Consider the following 14,959-nt stretch of genomic DNA (forward strand, 5'->3'; position numbering starts at 1 on the left):
CGTCCGGCTCCTATTCGCCGATGTCCTCGTACCAGAGTTCCGGCCGGGCGGCGATGAACTCCCGCATCAGGGCCGTGCACGCGGGGTCGTCCAGCACGGTGATCCGGGTTCCGTGCTCGGCCAGCCAGTCGTGGCCGCCGTGGAAGGTCCGCGCCTCGCCGATGACGACCCGGCCGATGCCGAACTGCCGGACCAGGCCCGAGCAGTACCAGCAGGGCGACAGGGTGGTGACCATCGTCATCCCCCGGTAGCCGCGCAGCCGGCCCGCCGCCCGGAAGGCCGCGGTCTCCGCGTGGACGGACGGATCGCCGTCCTGGACGCGCCGGTTGTGCCCGCGGCCGAGGAGCTCGCCGTCCGGCCCGAAGAGTGCGGCGCCGATCGGGATGCCGCCCTCGGCGAGTCCGGTTCTGGCCTCGTCCAAGGCGATGGCCAGCAGCTCCGTGTCTTTCATGACCCAACTCTCGCTGGCGTGAAACACCGGGGCAACGTGCGAAACGTACGCTCCCGGCGAGCCCCCCGCGGACATCACGTCCGCGGGAACGATCCAGGGGAGGCCCAGCGGGCCCCCCGGGGAGGGGAGCCGGATGGCCGCTCTGACGCTCCGCGAGATCCTGTCCCTCGACGTCCTCGGCCCGGCCGCGCCCCAAGTGCTCAGTGGCGAGAGCGAGTTGGGGCGCCCGGTGCGCTGGGTGCACTGCAGCGAGCTGTACGGGATCGGTCCGCAGCTGGCCGGCGGCGAGCTCCTCCTCACCGCCGGTCAGGGACTGGCCGGGGTGGACGCCGGCGCCCGCCGCCGCTACCTCCGCCGGCTGGACGAGCGCGGGGTGGCGGGGATCGCGGTCGAGATCGGCGGCTCGCTCCCGGAGGTCCCGTACGAACTGGTGGAGGAGGGCCGGCGGCGGGACTTCCCGGTGGTCGCGCTGCGGCGGAGGGTGCCGTTCCTCCGGGTCGCCGAGGCGGCCAACACCGCGATCGTCACCCGTGCCGTCGCCGGGCGCGGCCGGCCCGGCGAGGCGGGCGGCGGCCCGGAGTCCGGCCCGCGCCCCCACGCCGACCGGGACGCCCACGCGGCCGCCCTGCTGAGGGAGTTGGCCGAGGGCACGGCGCTGGGCCAGGCGGACGTGCTGGCCCGGGCCCGCGAGCTGGGCTTCCGCCCGTCCCCGCGCCTGCGGCTGATCGGTGTCGCCGGCCCGCTCGCCGAGGCGGGCCTGGTGCTGCTGGACCGGGCGGTCGCGGAGGAGCGGGGCGCGGCCGCGATCCGGGCGGTGGCCCCGGACGGGCTGCTGGCCCTGGTCGCGCTGCCGGCCCGCCCGGGGGTGGACCCGGTACGGCGGTTGGCCGCCCTGCTGGACGGTGCGGCGGCCGCCGCCGGGGAACGCCGCTGGCCGCGGCTCGCGCTGGGCGACGCGGTGCCCGGCGGTGCCGACTGGACCCGCTGGGGCGAGACCCTGCGGGAGGCGCGCGGGGCGCTGCGGCTCGCGCTGAGCATCCCGCCGCCGCGGACGGCCCCGGCACCGGGGCGCGCCGGCGGGGGCGCTCCGGCGGCCGGGGGCGGCGGGCCGCTGGTCACCTCGGCCCGCGCGCTGGCCCTGGAGCGCCTGCTGGTCGGGGACTCCGGGGTGCTGGACCCGGGCGGTCGGGAGCGCCTGGGCCGCCTGGTCGAGCGGGTGCTCGGCCCGTTGCTGGCCTGGGAGTCGGCGCATCCGAGCGACCTCGTGCGGACCCTGGAGGTCCATCTGCGCAACGGCTGCTCCGCGACCCGTACGGCGGCCCTGCTGCATCTCGGGCGGCAGTCCCTCTACCAGCGGCTGGACCGGATCGAGTCGCTGCTCGGCGTCCCCGTCGCCGATCCGGACCTCCACGCCGAGCTGCTGCTGGCGACCTGCGCGCGGCGGGTGCTGACGGCGATGACCGGTGCTCAGGACCCCCTGGGGGCACCGGCGCCGGCGCCGGTCTCCGCCGAGGCCTCCGCCGCCTGGGTTCCCTCGCCGACGAGGAACCGCCCGCCGCCCGCCGCATCGGCGAGGTCCGCTCCGAAGAGCCGCCCGGGGGTGTAGGCGGCCGGCCGGTTGCCGAGTGCGGCGCCGTAGCCGGCTGGGCGCGCAGTTCCCCGCGCCCCTTACTCGCGCCTTCGGCGCTGCGCTCGGGCGCGCCCGCCCCGTACGAGGCCTTCGGCGCTGCGCTCGGGGTGGGCCCGCCGCTTATGAGACCTTCGGGCTCGCCGGGGGGCGGCGCAGCGCGGCGTACAGCGCGGCGGCGGTGACGAAGCCTGCCGCGAAGGCGATGTCGCCCAGCGCGGGGACGGCCCTCGCGACGTAGCCGGTGAAGTCGGTCTGGTTGGAGAAGAGGAGGACGCCGGCGACGGTGCCGGCCAGCATCGCGACCGGGCCGGCCCAGTTGCGGTGGGACGGGGAGGTCAGCAGGGCGGCGGTCGCCGCGTCCGGTCGGCGGCGGGAGAGCCATCGGTCGGTGAAGACCACGCCGAGCCAGGGGCCGATCCAGTAGGTGATGACGAGGAGGAAGTTCTCGTAGGCCGAGCCGGCGTCGCTCAGCCCGCTCCAGGCGACGAGGGTCCCGATCGCGCCCAGGACCAGCGCCACGATCGCCCGCCGGGCCCACGCCGGGAGGCGGATCCCCATGGCGACGAAGGACAGCGTGCCGCTGTAGATGTTGAGGGCGTTGGCCGCGATCCCGCCGATGGCGATGGCCAGCAGCGTCAGATCGGCCAGCCAGGTGGGGAGGTGGCCGGTGAAGGCCGCCGTCGGGGTCGCCGAGGCGGGGGCCGCCAGCGTCGCGGACGCCGCGCCCACCGCGCCCAGCAGCACGCAGGACCAGAAGACCCCCACCGCCGGCCAGAGCGCCACCTTCCAGCGGGCCGTGGCCTTCGGCAGGTAGCGGGTGTAGTCCGAGCCGTACGGGGTCCAGCCGGCCGCGTAGCCGAAGGCCGCCCCGGCGGTGAGGAGGAAGGCGCCGGGGACCGGGTGGGCGCCGCTGGCGGACGGGTGGGCGTGCGCCAGCGTCCACACCGAGGCGATCAGGAAGACCGCGCACAGCACCGGGAAGGCGTACTTCTCCACGGAGTGGATGAAGTTGTGCCCGTAGAAGGCGATCACGATCTGCAGGGCGACCGCGATGAACAGGCACAGCAGGGTCGGCCAGCCCAGCAGCGAGTTGAGGGCGAAGGCGGCGCTCACCGAGTTGACGGCGAACCAGCCGACGCCCGCGGTGAGGGCGTTGAGCCCGGCGGGGAGGATGGTGCCGCGGTAGCCGAAGGCGGCCCGCCCGGCCACCATCTGCGGGACGCCGAACCGCGGTCCTGACAGCCCGAGGAAGCCGTGGGCCACCGAGCCCAGCGCGGTGCCGAGCACCAGCGCGAGGAGCGCGCTCCAGAAGCCGAGTCCGAAGATCCCGACCGCCAGGACGCCGATGAAGACGGTGGCGAACTCCATGTTGGGGGAGGTCCAGGTCCACAGAAGCTGAAGGGCGCTGCCGTGTCTGGCGTTCTCCGGGACCGGTTCCGCGCCGGTCGGCTCGACGGTGAGGACGTGGTCGCCGTAGGCGGCGATCTCCTCGGGGGCGGCGGCGGCAGCGGTGGCGGCGGTGGCGGTGGCGGTGGTCCCCGGCGGGGCCGGCTCGGGGTTCTGCGAGGGGGGAGCGGTGGTCATGTCGAACACTGTCGCGGGCGCCCAGGCCGGGGTAAACGTGCAGTGCGTCAGCTCTCCGCCGACCGGAGGCTGACGTTCCGTACGCCGCCGCCATCCGCGGTTTCCCGCGTGTTGCCGAGCCGTTTCGGTGCGGCGGCCGCACGGCCCGAACCGGGTGGACGCGGGGCGGAGTGCGAACCGCGGAGCCCCGTACCGGATACTGAAGGACATGGCTTACGACGATCTTCGGTCCTTCCTGCGGGCACTGGAACGGGACGGGGACCTCCGCCGGATCAAGGCGGAGGTCGACCCCCATCTGGAGGTGGGGGAGATCGTCGACCGGGTGCAGAAGGCCGGCGGCCCGGCGCTGCTCTTCGAGAACGTCAAGGGCAGCGCGATGCCGCTGGCGATGAACGTCTACGGCACCGAGCGGCGGCTCTCCAAGGCCCTCGGCCTGAAGTCGCCCGACGACATCGCGGAGAAGATCGCCGGGCTGCTCAAGCCGGAGCTCCCGCAGGGCTTCACCGGCTTCCGGGACGCCTTCGGCAAGCTCGCCGGGATGACCCACGTGCCGCCGAAGAAGGTGAAGGCCGAGGACGCCAAGGTCCAGGAGGTCGTCCTGACCGGCGAGGAGGTCGACCTGGAGCGGCTGCCGGCGCTCTTCACCTGGCCCGCCGACGGCGGCTCCTTCTTCAACCTGGGGCTGACCCACACCAAGGACCCCGAGTCCGGCATCCGCAACCTCGGCCTCTACCGGCTGCAGCGGCACGACAAGCGGACCATCGGGATGCACTGGCAGATCCACAAGGACAGCCGGAACCACTACCAGGTGGCGGCCCGGCGCGGGGAGCGGCTGCCGGTCGCCATCGCCTTCGGCTGCCCGCCGGCCGTGACCTACGCCGCCACCGCGCCGCTGCCCGGCGACATCGACGAGTACCTCTTCGCCGGCTTCGTGCAGGGCGAGCGGGTGCGGATGGTGGACTGCAAGACCGTCCCGCTCCAGGTCCCGGCGGACGCCGAGGTGGTACTCGAAGGGTGGCTGGAGCCCGGCGAGACCCGGCCCGAGGGGCCCTTCGGCGACCACACCGGCTTCTACACCCCGCAGGAGCCGTTCCCCGCGCTGACCGTCGACTGCGTGACGATGCGCCGCCGCCCCCTCCTCCAGTCCATCGTGGTCGGCCGGCCGCCGACAGAGGACGGTCCGCTGGGCAAGTTCACCGAGCGGTTCTTCCTCCCGCTGCTCAAGATCATCATTCCGGACATCGTGGACTACGACCTGCCGGAGGCCGGCGGCTTCCACAACTGCGCGATCGTCTCGATCGACAAGAAGTACCCGAAGCACGCCCAGAAGGTGATGCACGCGATCTGGGGGGCGCACATGATGTCGCTCACCAAGCTGATCGTGGTGGTGGACGCGGACTGCGACGTCCACGACTACCAGGAGGTCGCCTGGCGGGCCTTCGGCAACGTCGACTACAGCCGCGACCTGAGCGTGGTGGAGGGACCCGTGGACCATCTCGACCACGCCTCGTACCAGCAGTTCTGGGGCGGCAAGGCGGGGATCGACGCGACCCGCAAGCTGCCCGAGGAGGGCTACACCCGGGACGGCGGATGGCCCGAGATGGTCGCCTCCGACCCGGCCACCGCCGCCCTGGTGGACCGCCGTTGGAAGGAGTACGGGCTCTGATGAGCGCCATCGCCGCCACGCCCGACCGGCCGCAGGGGCCGGACACCGAGGAGCAGAGCAGGACCCGGGCCTTCCTCCGCCTGGTGATGATCGAGCACTCGGTCTTCGCGCTGCCCTTCGCCTACATCGCGGCGCTCACCGCGATGTTCCTGAGCAACGGCCACATCCACTGGGTGCAGCTGCTGCTGGTCACCGTCTGCATGGTGGGGCTGCGCACCTTCGCCATGGCCGCGAACCGGATCATCGACCGGGAGATCGACGCGCGCAATCCGCGCACGGCGGGCCGGGAGCTGGTGACCGGCGCGCTGAGCGTCCGCACCGCCTGGACCGGGGCGATCATCGCGGTGATCGTCTTCCTGGGGTCCGCCGCGCTGCTGAACCCGCTCTGCCTGGCCCTGGCGCCGGTCGCGGTGATCCCGATGGTGGTCTATCCGTACGGAAAGCGGTTCACCGACTTCCCGCACGCCATCCTCGGCCTGGCGCAGGCGATCGGGCCGGTCGGCGCCTGGCTCGCGGTGACCGGCAGCTGGTCCTGGCCGGCGGCGGTGCTGGGGCTCGCGGTGGGCGTCTGGATCGGCGGCTTCGACCTGATCTTCGCCTGCCAGGACGTCGCGGCGGACCGGGCACACGGGGTGCGCTCGGTGCCGGCCCGCTTCGGCATCCCGGCCGCGCTGTACGGCGCGCGCGGCGCCCATGTGGTGACGATGGCGCTGCTGGTCTGGTACGCGGTGCTGGTGGACGCGGGGGCGGCGTTCTGGCTGGGCCTGGTCGTCACCTTCGTGGCCTTCTGCTACGAGCACACGATCGTGAAGCCGCACGACATCTCCCGGCTGAACCGGGCGTTCTTCCAGGTGAACGGCTTCATCGGGATCGCCCTCTTCGTCTTCGCGCTGATCGACCTGCTGGTCCGCGGCCTGCGCGGATAGGCCTTCGGCCGGGCGACCCGGAGAATGGAGTCATGGGAGAGAAGGACGGGACGAGCGGCCCGCCGGAGCTGGAGCCGGTGCTCCACCGTGCGCGGGCCCTGCTGCTGCACGACCTGACCGCCCGGGACGTCGCCGACGCGGCGGTCGTCTCGCTGGTGGAGGACGCGGTGGCGCACCGGCGGTGGTGGGTCGAGCAGTGGCCGGAGGGCGCCGAGTTCCTGCCCGGCCTGGTGGCCCAGGACGTGCAGGACGCCCTGCTGGACGGCTACGGGCGGTGGCCGCTGTGCGAGGACTGCGCGGCGGAGGGCGACCCCCACGCCCTCTCCGTGGAACCCGAGCTGGGCCCCGATCCGCACTGGGTGTGCGGAAAGCACGGCGCGGTGGTCGCCGCGGTCGGCGAGCTGTGATCCTCATCGACCCGCCGGACTGGCCCGGGCACGGGCGCTACTGGTCGCACCTGGTGAGCGACGTGTCCTTCGAGGAGCTCCACGTCTTCGCCCGGCGGCTGGGCGTGCCGCCCCGGGCCTTCGAGCGGGACCACTACGACGTGCCGGCGGACCTCTACCAGCGGGCCGTGCGGGCGGGGGCCAGCGCGGTGCCGTCCCGGGTGCTGGTCGCCCGGATCACCGCGGCCGGCCTGCGGCGGCCCAAGCACCGGCCCTGGCCCGGGGACTGACGCCGGGTCAGGGGCAGCACAAGGGAACGCGGGGGACTCGGGGAGAGTCGGGTGAGTCAGGGAGATCCGGCGAGCAGCAGCTCCAGTTCGGTGCTGAGGTTCAGCCGGGCGCGTTCGGCGTACCGCTGGCGGGCCGGCGGGGTGCGGTAGAGCGCCGGCAGGTCGAGGAGGTCGCGGAGCACGGCGGCCCGGCCGGCCCGGAAGTCCGGGTCGGGGACGAAGGAGTACTCCTCGCGCACCGCCGCCGCGTAGGCGGCGTAGTCCTGCGGGGAGCCGGCCAGGACGGCCAGGTCCGCGTCGCAGAGCACCTCGCCGTCCCGGTCCCCGGCCTCCGGCTCGTGGGTGCGGGTGAGGAGGACCAGGCGGGACACCTCGTCGGCGCGGCGCCCGGGCACGCCGGCCTCGCCGAGGGCGCGCAGCGCCAGGCGGGCGCTGGCCGCCTCGTTCTCGCTGTGTTCCGGCCGGTAGACGGCGTCGTGGAACCAGGCGGCCAGCCGCACGGCGTCCGGATCGGCGGCGTAGCCCGCCAGCGCGTCCACCTCGTGGAGCACCGCGTCCAGATGGGCGACCGTGTGGTACCGGCGGTGCGGTTCTGACCAGCGGCGCAGCAGGTCCTCCCCATACGGGCCGGCCGGCGGCCCGCTGCTGCGGGTCCGGTCCAGCAGGGCGCACCAGCGGCGCAGCAGCTCGTCCGACGAGGTCGGCCGGCGGTGGTGTTCGGTCGGCATCAGGCCATTGTGGTGCACGGACCTGCGCGTTGGTGAGCGGAAGCGTGAGCGACGGGTGACCGAATCGGGTGCGGTGGCTCGCAGCGCGGGCACGGCTGTGGCAGGCTGTGCGATATGTCTAGACCAATCCTCGAGGTGATCGCCACCCGTGCCGAGGACGCGGTGGCCGCGGTGGCGGGCGGGGCCGATCGCCTCGAAGTGGTCACCGACATGTCCGCGGACGGCCTCACCCCGGACGTGGACGGGCCGGACGGCTTCGGCCGGATCCGGGACGCGGTGGACGTGCCGCTGCGGGTGATGCTGCGTCAGCGGGACGGCTTCCTGGCCGGCGGGGCCGAGGGGGTCGACGCGCTGCGGGCCGCCGCGCGCCGGCTGCGGGCGGCCGGGGCCGAGGAGTTCGTCCTCGGCTTCCTCGACCGGGACGGGCGGGTGGACGCCGAGTCCGTGCGGGCGGTGCTGGAGGAGATCCCCGGCTGCGCGTGGACCTTCCACCGGGCGCTGGACCACGCGGCGGACCGGGAGGAGGCGCGGGCGGCGGTGGGCGAACTCCCCGGCGTGGACGGGGTGCTGACCGGGGGCTCGGCGGAAGGGGTCGCCGGGGGCGGGCTGTCCGTCCTCGTCGACGAGGCGCGGGCGGGGGCGAAGCCGCGGAGCATCGCCGGCGGGGGGCTGACCCTGGACGCGGTCCCGCGGCTGGCCGCGGCGGGCGTCGACGCCTTCCACGTGGGCCGCGCGGTCCGCCCGTCCGGCTGGTCCGGCCCCGTCTCCGCGACGGAGGTCCACGCCTGGCGCGAGGCGCTGGACGCGGGCGCGGCCCGGTAGTTCTCAGTGGCCCCAGCCCCGCGACCACGCTTGGCTGCCCCGGAAGTGCGCCCCGAAGGGGCAGCACTTCAGGGGCGCGGGGAACTGCGCGGCCGGCCGACTACGGCGCCGCACCCGGCTGGGGGTCCCCCCTCTGGGGGAGGCCAACGGGCTGCAACCCGAAGCCCGTTGCCGAGCGCGGCAGGCTGCGGCGCCGGCCGCGCAGTTCCTGGCGCCCCTTGCTTGCGCCTTCGGCGCTGCGCCCGGCCGAGGGAGGGCTACGCCAGCAACGCCGGCAGCGGCCTCGCGTGGAGGACCGTGAGGCCGGAGACCGCACGGGTCAGCGAGACGTACAGCCGCCGCAGGCCGGTGCGTTCGTCCGGCTCCGCGGCGACGATCGCGGACGGCTCGGCCAGCACGACGTAGTCGTACTCCAGGCCCTTCGCCAGGCTCGCCGGCACCAGCGTCAGCCGCGCCTCCGCACTCGTCTCCTCGCCGGGGGACAGCGCCGCGATCCCCGCCTCCGCCAGCGCCGCCCCGATCTCCGCCAGCATCGCGTCCGCCGCGATCAGCCCGATCGAGCCGTCCTGCTTCAGCGCGGACCCGCTCTCCGCGACCAACTCCGCCAGCAGATCGGAGCCCTGACGCACGGTCAGCGAGCCGACCGCCGCGCGCACCGAGGTCGCGGGCGCCAGCTCCGGCGCGATCGCCGGCAGCAGCCGGGAGGCGTAGTCGATGATCTCGGCCGGCACGCGGAACCCCTGGGTCAGCTCCTCGACCCGCGCCCCGCCCTTGCCGAGATGGCCCAGTGCCTCCGCCCAACTGGGCGTCGACCACGGCGTGGTGCCCTGCGCCAGGTCGCCCAGCACCGTCACAGAACCGGTGGTGCAGCGCCGTCCGACCGCCCGGTACTGCATCGGCGAGAGGTCCTGCGCCTCGTCCAGCACCACATGGCCCAGCGAGCCGGTCCGGTCCAGCAGGTCGCGGGCCTCGTCGACGAGGACGGCGTCGGCCGCGGACCACTCCGCCCCGCGCGGGCTGCGCGCCGGCCTCGCCCAGAGCAGCAGCTCCTGCTCCTCGGCGGTGAGCAGCCCCTCCGCGCACTCCGCCAGGAACTCCCGGTCGGAGAGCAGCCGGAAGACCGTCTTCACCGGGTCCACCTGCGGCCAGGCCGCCTTCACCACGGCCTTGACCGCCGGGTTCCTGGCCACGGCGTCCTGCACCCGGTCGTCCGGGGCCTCGCCGGACTGCTCCATCCGCACCAGCACGGCGTGGGCGATCCGCTGCGGCAGAGCGGCCCTGGCCGCGTTGTAGCGGATGTCCCGGTCCATCAGCTCCTGGACGATCTCGGCGAGTTCGTACCCGGGGATCCGCCAGCGCCGGGAGCCGCGGACCACCACGCAGGACTCCTCGGGCAGCCGGATGCCGGAGCGCACCGCCCGCCGCAGCACCTGCGCCATCCGGGCGTCGCCCTTCACCGACGCGGTCGCCGCGCGGTCCGTCCCGCGCACCGGGACGTGCGCGACCAGCTCGTCCACGGTGGACTGGGCCACCGTCAACTCGCCCAGTGCGGGCAGCACCTGCTCGATGTACCGGAGGAAGGACCGGTTCGGCCCGACGACCAGTGTCCCGGTCCTGGCCAGCCGCTCCCGGTGGGCGTAGAGGAGGTACGCCACGCGGTGGAGGCCGACCGCGGTCTTCCCGGTGCCCGGCGCCCCCTGGACGCACAGGTCGGTGTGGACGTCGGTGCGGACGATCTCGTCCTGCTCGGGCTGGATGGTGGCGACGATGTCCCGCATCGGGCCGATGCGCGGACGCTCGATCTCCGCGGTGAGGAGGGCGGAGGCGAGCGGGGCGTCCGGATCGGCCTCGGTGAGGTACTCGTCCTCGTACGCGGTGAGCTCGCCGCCGGCCGAGCCGAAGCGGCGGCGCAGCCGGACGTCCATCGGCTTCTTGGGACTGGCCTGGTAGAAGGGCTGGGAGACCGGCGCCCGCCAGTCGATCACCATCGGGTCGCCGGTGGCGTCGTGGACGTGCCGGCGGCCGATGTAGAAGCGGGAGCCGGCGGCGTCCGCGGGCGCGGCCCCGGCCTCGGCGCCGATCTCGTGGAGGTAGTCGAGCCGGCCGAAGAAGAGCGGCAGGTCGGCCAGGTCGGCGAGGGCCGCGATCCGGCGTTCCAGCTCCCCGGCCAGCACCTCGCGGTTCACCCAGTTCCCGGTGACGTCGGTGATGTCCAGCGCCTCGGCGTCCGCGCGCATCGCGGTCAGCGCGGCCCTGGAGGCGGCGAGGTGGTTCCGCTCGCGTTGCAGCGGGTCGTCCTGCGCCGCCGGCGCGGGCATCGCCGACACATCGTGCGAGGGCATGGTGAAGCCTCCAGCCTGCGCGGACCCCCGGGGTGGGGGCGCGCGGGTCGTCTCGGTGGTCCGACTGTGGAATTCGGCGCCGCCGGGTTCCGACCCGGCGACACCTCCCGAGCAGCACAGGGAGGCGGAAACCGCGCCATTCTAGGCGGGCCGTGGAAGCCGGGCCAGCGAGTTACCCGGTGCTGGCGGCGTCTCCGGGATGTGTCGATCTCGAAACAGGGGAAACCGCCCTCGGCGATCTTGCGTGTTGGGATCACGTAAGCGCTCGCTGAGAACAGATGTCCACTACCTGGGGGGATTTCCCATGCAGCTCCGCAAGCCCGCCGCCCTGGCCGCCGTGGTCCTCGCCGCCGGTCTCTCGCTCACCGCCTGCAACGGGAACGGCTCGGTCTCCGCCTCCGGCTCGGCCGGCTCCGCGGGCGCCTCGGCCTCGGCGGGGGGCACCGCGTCGGCCGGCCAGTCCGGGAACGGCGGCGCCCAGGCCGGCTCCGGCAGCGGCTCCGCCGGCTCCTCGGGCTCGGGCACCTCCGGCTCCGGTACCTCGGGCTCGGGCACCTCGGGCTCGGGCTCCACCGGCTCGGCGTCGGGCACCTCCGCTTCCTCGAAGTGCCTGACGCCCAACCTGGCCATCGCCGTGAAGTCGAGCGGGCCGGCCAGCAACGGCCCGTACTACGACACCGAGATCAGCATGACCAACAGGGGCTCCGGCAGCTGCGTGATGCGCGGCTACCCGGGCGTGGACTTCCTCACCAACTACGGCAGCATGAGTGAGCCCCGGACCGCGAACCAGATCGAGCCCACCGTCCACCTGGCGCCCGGGCAGGCCACCTCGTTCACCATCCTGACGCCGGTCAACAACACCGGCGGCTCCGGCGTCCGGATCACCGGCGCGAAGATCACCCCGCCGAACGAGACCCACTACGCGACCGTCTCGCTCGGCCTGAACATCCCGGCGTCCGACGCCAACTCGGACGGCACCGCGGGCGTCAGCCCGGTCGGCGACTGAGCAGCCGGCCCGGTCGGGGGCGGCGGCGCCCCCGCTCAGACGTCGTCGCCCGCCAGCACCGCGTCCGCGTCCACGATCCGGTAGGCGTAGCCCTGCTCGGCCAGGAAGCGCTGGCGGTGGGCGGCGAAGTCCTGGTCCACGGTGTCCCGGGCGACGACCGAGTAGAAGCGCGCCGGGTGGCCGTCCGCCTTGGGCCGGAGCACCCGGCCGAGGCGCTGGGCCTCCTCCTGCCGGGACCCGAAGGTGCCGGAGACCTGGATGGCGACGGTGGCCTCGGGCAGGTCGATGGAGAAGTTCGCCACCTTGGACACCACCAGCACGTCGATCTCCCCGGCCCGGAAGGCGTCGAAGAGCTTCTCCCGCTGGGCGTTGGTGGTCTCGCCCTTGATCACCGGGACGTCCAGCTCCGCGCCCAGCTCGTCCAGCTGGTCGATGTACTGGCCGATCACCAGGGTCGGGGTGCCGCGGTGCCGCTCGACCAGGGCGCGGGTCACCTTGGACTTGGTGGCGGTGGTCGCGCAGAAGCGGTACCGCTCCTCCGGCTCCGCCGTCGCGTACGCCAGCCGCTCCGAGTCGGTGAGGGTGACCCGGACCTCGCAGCAGTCCGCGGGGGCGATGTACCCCTGGGCCTCGATCTCCTTCCAGGGCGCGTCGAAGCGCTTGGGGCCGATGAGGGAGAAGACGTCGCCCTCCCGGCCGTCCTCGCGGACCAGGGTGGCGGTCAGCCCGAGCCGGCGCCGGGCCTGGAGGTCGGCGGTGAAGCGGAAGATCGGCGCGGGCAGCAGGTGCACCTCGTCGTAGACGATCAGGCCCCAGTCCCGGGAGTCGAAGACCTCCAGGTGCGGGTAGACGCCCTTCCGCTTGGTGGTCATCACCTGGTACGTGGCGATGGTGACCGGGCGGATCTCCTTGCGGGTGCCGGAGTACTCGCCGATCTCCTCCTCGGTGAGCGAGGTGCGCTTGACCAGCTCGTGCTTCCACTGCCGGGCCGAGACCGTGTTGGTGACCAGGATCAGCGTGGTCGCCTTGGCGGTGGCCATCGCGGCCGCGCCGACCAGCGTCTTGCCGGCGCCGCAGGGCAGCACGACGACGCCGGAGCCGCCGTGCCAGAAGCCCTCGACCGCGTGCTCCTGGTACGGCCGCAGCTTCCAGCCGTCCTGGTCCAGCTCGATCGGGTGCGCCTCGCCGTCGACGTAGCCGGCCCGGTCCTCGGCCGGCCAGCCGAGCTTCAGCAGGGTCTGCTTGATCTGGCCGCGCTCGGAGGGGTGGACGACCACCGTGTCCGGGTCGAGCCGCGCGCCGACCAGCGGGGCGATCTTCTTGGAGCGCAGCACCTCCTCCAGCACCGGCCGGTCCGTGCTGGAGAGCACCAGGCCGTCCGCCGGGTGCTTCTCCAGGCGCAGCCTGCCGTACCGGTCCATGGTGTCCGCGATGTCCACCAGCAGGGCGTGCGGCACCGGATAGCGGGAGTGGGTGACCAGCGCGTCCACCACCTGCTCGGCGTCGTGGCCGGCGGCCCGCGCGTTCCACAGGCCCAGCGGCGTCACCCGGTAGGTGTGGACATGCTCCGGCGCCCGCTCCAGCTCGGCGAAGGGCGCGATGGCCCGCCGGGCCTCATCCGCGCTGGGATGCTCGACCTCCAGCAGGAGTGTCTTGTCTGACTGGACGATCAGCGGCCCGTCGTTCACCAACGCCTCCTCATGCGTGACCAGACCTCCCAGTGTCGCGCATCGGACAAGTCTCCCGGGAGCGGAGGCCGCCCCGGACGGTCAGCCGGCGCCGCCGCCGCTGCGGGCGTAGCGGCCCGGGGTGGTGCCGAGCACCCGCTTGAACTGCCGGGTGAAGTGCGGCTGGTCGTAGAAGCCGGAGGCGGTCGCGGCCAGCGCGGGGGACATCCCGTCCAGCAGGAGCCCGCGGGCCAGGTCGACCCGGCGTCCGGTCAGGTACTGGTGCGGGCCCATGCCGAACTCGCGGCTGAAGACCCGCACCAGATGGGCCGGGTGGGCGTGGAGCTGCTCCGAGGCCTGCTGGAGGCTGATCCCCTCGCGGAAGCGGGCGTCCAGCAGCTCGCGCAGCCGGCGGGCCAGCGTGGGGTCCTGGGCCTGGCCGCGGTCCTGGACGGTGTGCGCCAGATGGTCCCGCAGCCGCTCGGCGACCAGCGCCAGCCTTCCCTCCGCCTCGAACTCCTCGCCGGGGTGCTCCAGCGCCCGGTGGAGGCGGTGGATGCGGTCCCGGAGCAGCGGGTCGGGGAAGAGCGGCCGGTCGACGGCCAGGCCGATCAGATGCTCGGGGATCACCGAGGAGTCGAGGTAGGCGACCCGCTTGCGGAAGCCGGCCGGGGTGGCGGACTGGCCGTTGTGCGGGATGTGCGGGGGGAGGAGGGTGACCGCCTGCGGCAGCGTGCCGTGCTCGTGGTGGGCCAGGTCGTAGCGGACGCCGCCGTCGTCGACGATCAGCAGGGTCCACGCCTCATGGGTGTGCATCGGGTAGGCGTGGTCGACGAAGTGGGCGTGGAAGACCTCGGCCACCCCCGGCACGGGCGGCCGCCAGGCGCGTATCCGCTGCTGGGCAACCACGCAAGGATCGTACAAGACCGCCTGCCGGCGGCCGGGGTTCAATCCTGGGCATGGCTACTTTCGACACCAAGATCGCCGTCCTGGTCCGCGACGACCTCGAGACCTGGCAGCGGCTCAACGTCACCTCGTTCCTGGTCAGCGGGATCGGGCGGCGGGCCCCGGAGGTGATCGGCGAGCCGTACCAGGACGCCGACGGGACGGAGTACCTGCCGATGTTCCGCCAGCCGGTGCTGGTCTTCGAGGGCGGCAAGGAGCTGCTGGCGCGGTCGCACGGGCGGGCGCTGGACCGCGGGCTCGCGGTGGGCGTCTTCACCTCCGACCTCTTCGCCACCGGCAACGACGAGGACAACCGGGCGGCGGTGCGGGCGGTCCCGCGCGACTCCCTGGATCTGGTCGGCCTGGCCGTCTACGGCCCCCGCAACGCGGTGGACAAAGCGATCAAGGGCGCCCGCATGCATGGGTGACCTGCGGCGCGGGTCCCGATGCGGCGTCGCAGGCGCGCATCGGGGCCGCGCAGTTCCCCGCGCTCCTTGAGTCGCCGCGCGACTCCCG

14 protein-coding genes are annotated in these 14,959 nt (G+C 74.0%); 8 read left to right on the forward strand and 6 right to left on the reverse strand.

Going from position 1 to position 14,959, the window contains the following annotated elements; translation table 11 throughout:
• Positions 1-10 precede the first annotated feature (10 nt).
• Entirely contained in the window at positions 11-451 is a 441-nt protein-coding gene (locus BS73_RS21530; RefSeq protein WP_037574906.1) for a nucleoside deaminase, read from the reverse strand.
• A 133-nt stretch (positions 452-584) separates the two neighbouring features.
• Here BS73_RS21530 and BS73_RS40430 point away from each other — a divergent pair, with 133 nt between their 5' ends.
• Complete coding sequence (locus BS73_RS40430; protein ID WP_063837041.1) at positions 585-2,057, forward strand: PucR family transcriptional regulator; 1,473 nt, start codon at positions 585-587, stop codon at positions 2,055-2,057.
• A gap of 144 nt (positions 2,058-2,201) precedes the next feature.
• Here BS73_RS40430 and BS73_RS21540 read toward each other — a convergent pair whose 3' ends face one another.
• On the reverse strand, positions 2,202-3,665 hold the full coding sequence (locus tag BS73_RS21540) for a purine-cytosine permease family protein (protein WP_084704811.1): 1,464 nt from the start codon (positions 3,663-3,665) through the stop codon (positions 2,202-2,204).
• 208 nt (positions 3,666-3,873) lie between these two features.
• On the opposite strand from BS73_RS21540, the gene BS73_RS21545 reads away from it, so the two are divergent.
• From BS73_RS21545 to BS73_RS21560, 4 genes are read left to right on the forward strand one after another with little or no spacing between them, the layout of a single operon-like run.
• Positions 3,874-5,331: a menaquinone biosynthesis decarboxylase gene (locus BS73_RS21545; protein WP_037580556.1), complete on the forward strand. Its 1,458-nt coding sequence runs from the start codon at positions 3,874-3,876 to the stop codon at positions 5,329-5,331.
• Complete coding sequence (mqnP, locus tag BS73_RS21550) at positions 5,331-6,257, forward strand: menaquinone biosynthesis prenyltransferase MqnP (RefSeq protein WP_037574909.1); 927 nt, start codon at positions 5,331-5,333, stop codon at positions 6,255-6,257. Before BS73_RS21545 ends, mqnP begins: the two co-directional genes overlap by 1 nt.
• A 32-nt stretch (positions 6,258-6,289) precedes the next feature.
• Positions 6,290-6,664, forward strand: coding sequence for a hypothetical protein (locus tag BS73_RS21555; protein ID WP_037574912.1), 375 nt, complete (start codon positions 6,290-6,292; stop codon positions 6,662-6,664).
• The gene (locus tag BS73_RS21560) at positions 6,661-6,933 is read left to right on the forward strand and encodes a DUF4031 domain-containing protein (RefSeq protein WP_037574914.1); all 273 of its coding nucleotides are present in this window, start codon (positions 6,661-6,663) and stop codon (positions 6,931-6,933) included. The genes BS73_RS21555 and BS73_RS21560 overlap by 4 nt, the downstream gene beginning before the upstream one ends.
• A 56-nt stretch (positions 6,934-6,989) precedes the next feature.
• On the opposite strand, the gene BS73_RS21565 is transcribed toward BS73_RS21560, so the two are convergent.
• The gene (locus BS73_RS21565; protein ID WP_037574916.1) at positions 6,990-7,661 is read right to left on the reverse strand and encodes an HD domain-containing protein; all 672 of its coding nucleotides are present in this window, start codon (positions 7,659-7,661) and stop codon (positions 6,990-6,992) included.
• Between the two features lie 114 nt (positions 7,662-7,775).
• Here BS73_RS21565 and BS73_RS21570 point away from each other — a divergent pair, with 114 nt between their 5' ends.
• Complete coding sequence (locus BS73_RS21570; protein WP_037574918.1) at positions 7,776-8,483, forward strand: copper homeostasis protein CutC; 708 nt, start codon at positions 7,776-7,778, stop codon at positions 8,481-8,483.
• 257 nt (positions 8,484-8,740) lie between these two features.
• Here BS73_RS21570 and BS73_RS21575 read toward each other — a convergent pair whose 3' ends face one another.
• Positions 8,741-10,825, reverse strand: coding sequence for a HelD family protein (locus tag BS73_RS21575; RefSeq protein WP_037574921.1), 2,085 nt, complete (start codon positions 10,823-10,825; stop codon positions 8,741-8,743).
• 304 nt (positions 10,826-11,129) lie between these two features.
• Between BS73_RS21575 and BS73_RS21580 the strand changes: the two genes are divergently transcribed.
• Positions 11,130-11,831 (forward strand): DUF4232 domain-containing protein, encoded by a 702-nt coding sequence (locus BS73_RS21580; RefSeq protein ID WP_037574923.1) that lies wholly within the window; start codon positions 11,130-11,132, stop codon positions 11,829-11,831.
• 35 nt (positions 11,832-11,866) lie between these two features.
• Here the strand turns inward: BS73_RS21580 and BS73_RS21585 are convergent, their stop codons facing one another.
• Positions 11,867-13,519, reverse strand: a complete 1,653-nt coding sequence (locus BS73_RS21585) for a DNA repair helicase XPB (RefSeq protein ID WP_037574926.1) — start codon at positions 13,517-13,519, stop codon at positions 11,867-11,869.
• An 81-nt stretch (positions 13,520-13,600) separates the two neighbouring features.
• Positions 13,601-14,407: a helix-turn-helix transcriptional regulator gene (locus BS73_RS21590; RefSeq protein WP_037574930.1), complete on the reverse strand. Its 807-nt coding sequence runs from the start codon at positions 14,405-14,407 to the stop codon at positions 13,601-13,603.
• Positions 14,408-14,457: 50 nt separating this feature from the next.
• On the opposite strand from BS73_RS21590, the gene BS73_RS21595 reads away from it, so the two are divergent.
• Positions 14,458-14,871 (forward strand): DUF2000 domain-containing protein, encoded by a 414-nt coding sequence (locus tag BS73_RS21595; RefSeq protein WP_051940227.1) that lies wholly within the window; start codon positions 14,458-14,460, stop codon positions 14,869-14,871.
• Positions 14,872-14,959 lie beyond the last annotated feature (88 nt).

Origin of the sequence: Phaeacidiphilus oryzae TH49, assembly GCF_000744815.1 — a bacterium.
GTDB classification, from domain to species: domain Bacteria; phylum Actinomycetota; class Actinomycetes; order Streptomycetales; family Streptomycetaceae; genus Phaeacidiphilus; species Phaeacidiphilus oryzae.

What these genes read in the sequence shown, in the direction of transcription:
- BS73_RS21565 (WP_037574916.1), bottom strand. Translation starts at nt 7,661, where the DNA reads ATGCCGACCGAACACCACCGCCGGCCGACCTCGTCGGACGAGCTGCTG.
- BS73_RS21595 (WP_051940227.1), top strand. Translation starts at nt 14,458, where the DNA reads ATGGCTACTTTCGACACCAAGATCGCCGTCCTGGTCCGCGACGACCTC.
- BS73_RS21580 (WP_037574923.1), top strand. Translation starts at nt 11,130, where the DNA reads ATGCAGCTCCGCAAGCCCGCCGCCCTGGCCGCCGTGGTCCTCGCCGCC.
- mqnP (WP_037574909.1), top strand. Translation starts at nt 5,331, where the DNA reads ATGAGCGCCATCGCCGCCACGCCCGACCGGCCGCAGGGGCCGGACACC.
- BS73_RS21545 (WP_037580556.1), top strand. Translation starts at nt 3,874, where the DNA reads ATGGCTTACGACGATCTTCGGTCCTTCCTGCGGGCACTGGAACGGGAC.
- BS73_RS21570 (WP_037574918.1), top strand. Translation starts at nt 7,776, where the DNA reads ATGTCTAGACCAATCCTCGAGGTGATCGCCACCCGTGCCGAGGACGCG.
- BS73_RS21555 (WP_037574912.1), top strand. Translation starts at nt 6,290, where the DNA reads ATGGGAGAGAAGGACGGGACGAGCGGCCCGCCGGAGCTGGAGCCGGTG.
- BS73_RS21575 (WP_037574921.1), bottom strand. Translation starts at nt 10,825, where the DNA reads ATGCCCTCGCACGATGTGTCGGCGATGCCCGCGCCGGCGGCGCAGGAC.
- BS73_RS21540 (WP_084704811.1), bottom strand. Translation starts at nt 3,665, where the DNA reads ATGACCACCGCTCCCCCCTCGCAGAACCCCGAGCCGGCCCCGCCGGGG.
- BS73_RS21530 (WP_037574906.1), bottom strand. Translation starts at nt 451, where the DNA reads ATGAAAGACACGGAGCTGCTGGCCATCGCCTTGGACGAGGCCAGAACC.
- BS73_RS40430 (WP_063837041.1), top strand. Translation starts at nt 585, where the DNA reads ATGGCCGCTCTGACGCTCCGCGAGATCCTGTCCCTCGACGTCCTCGGC.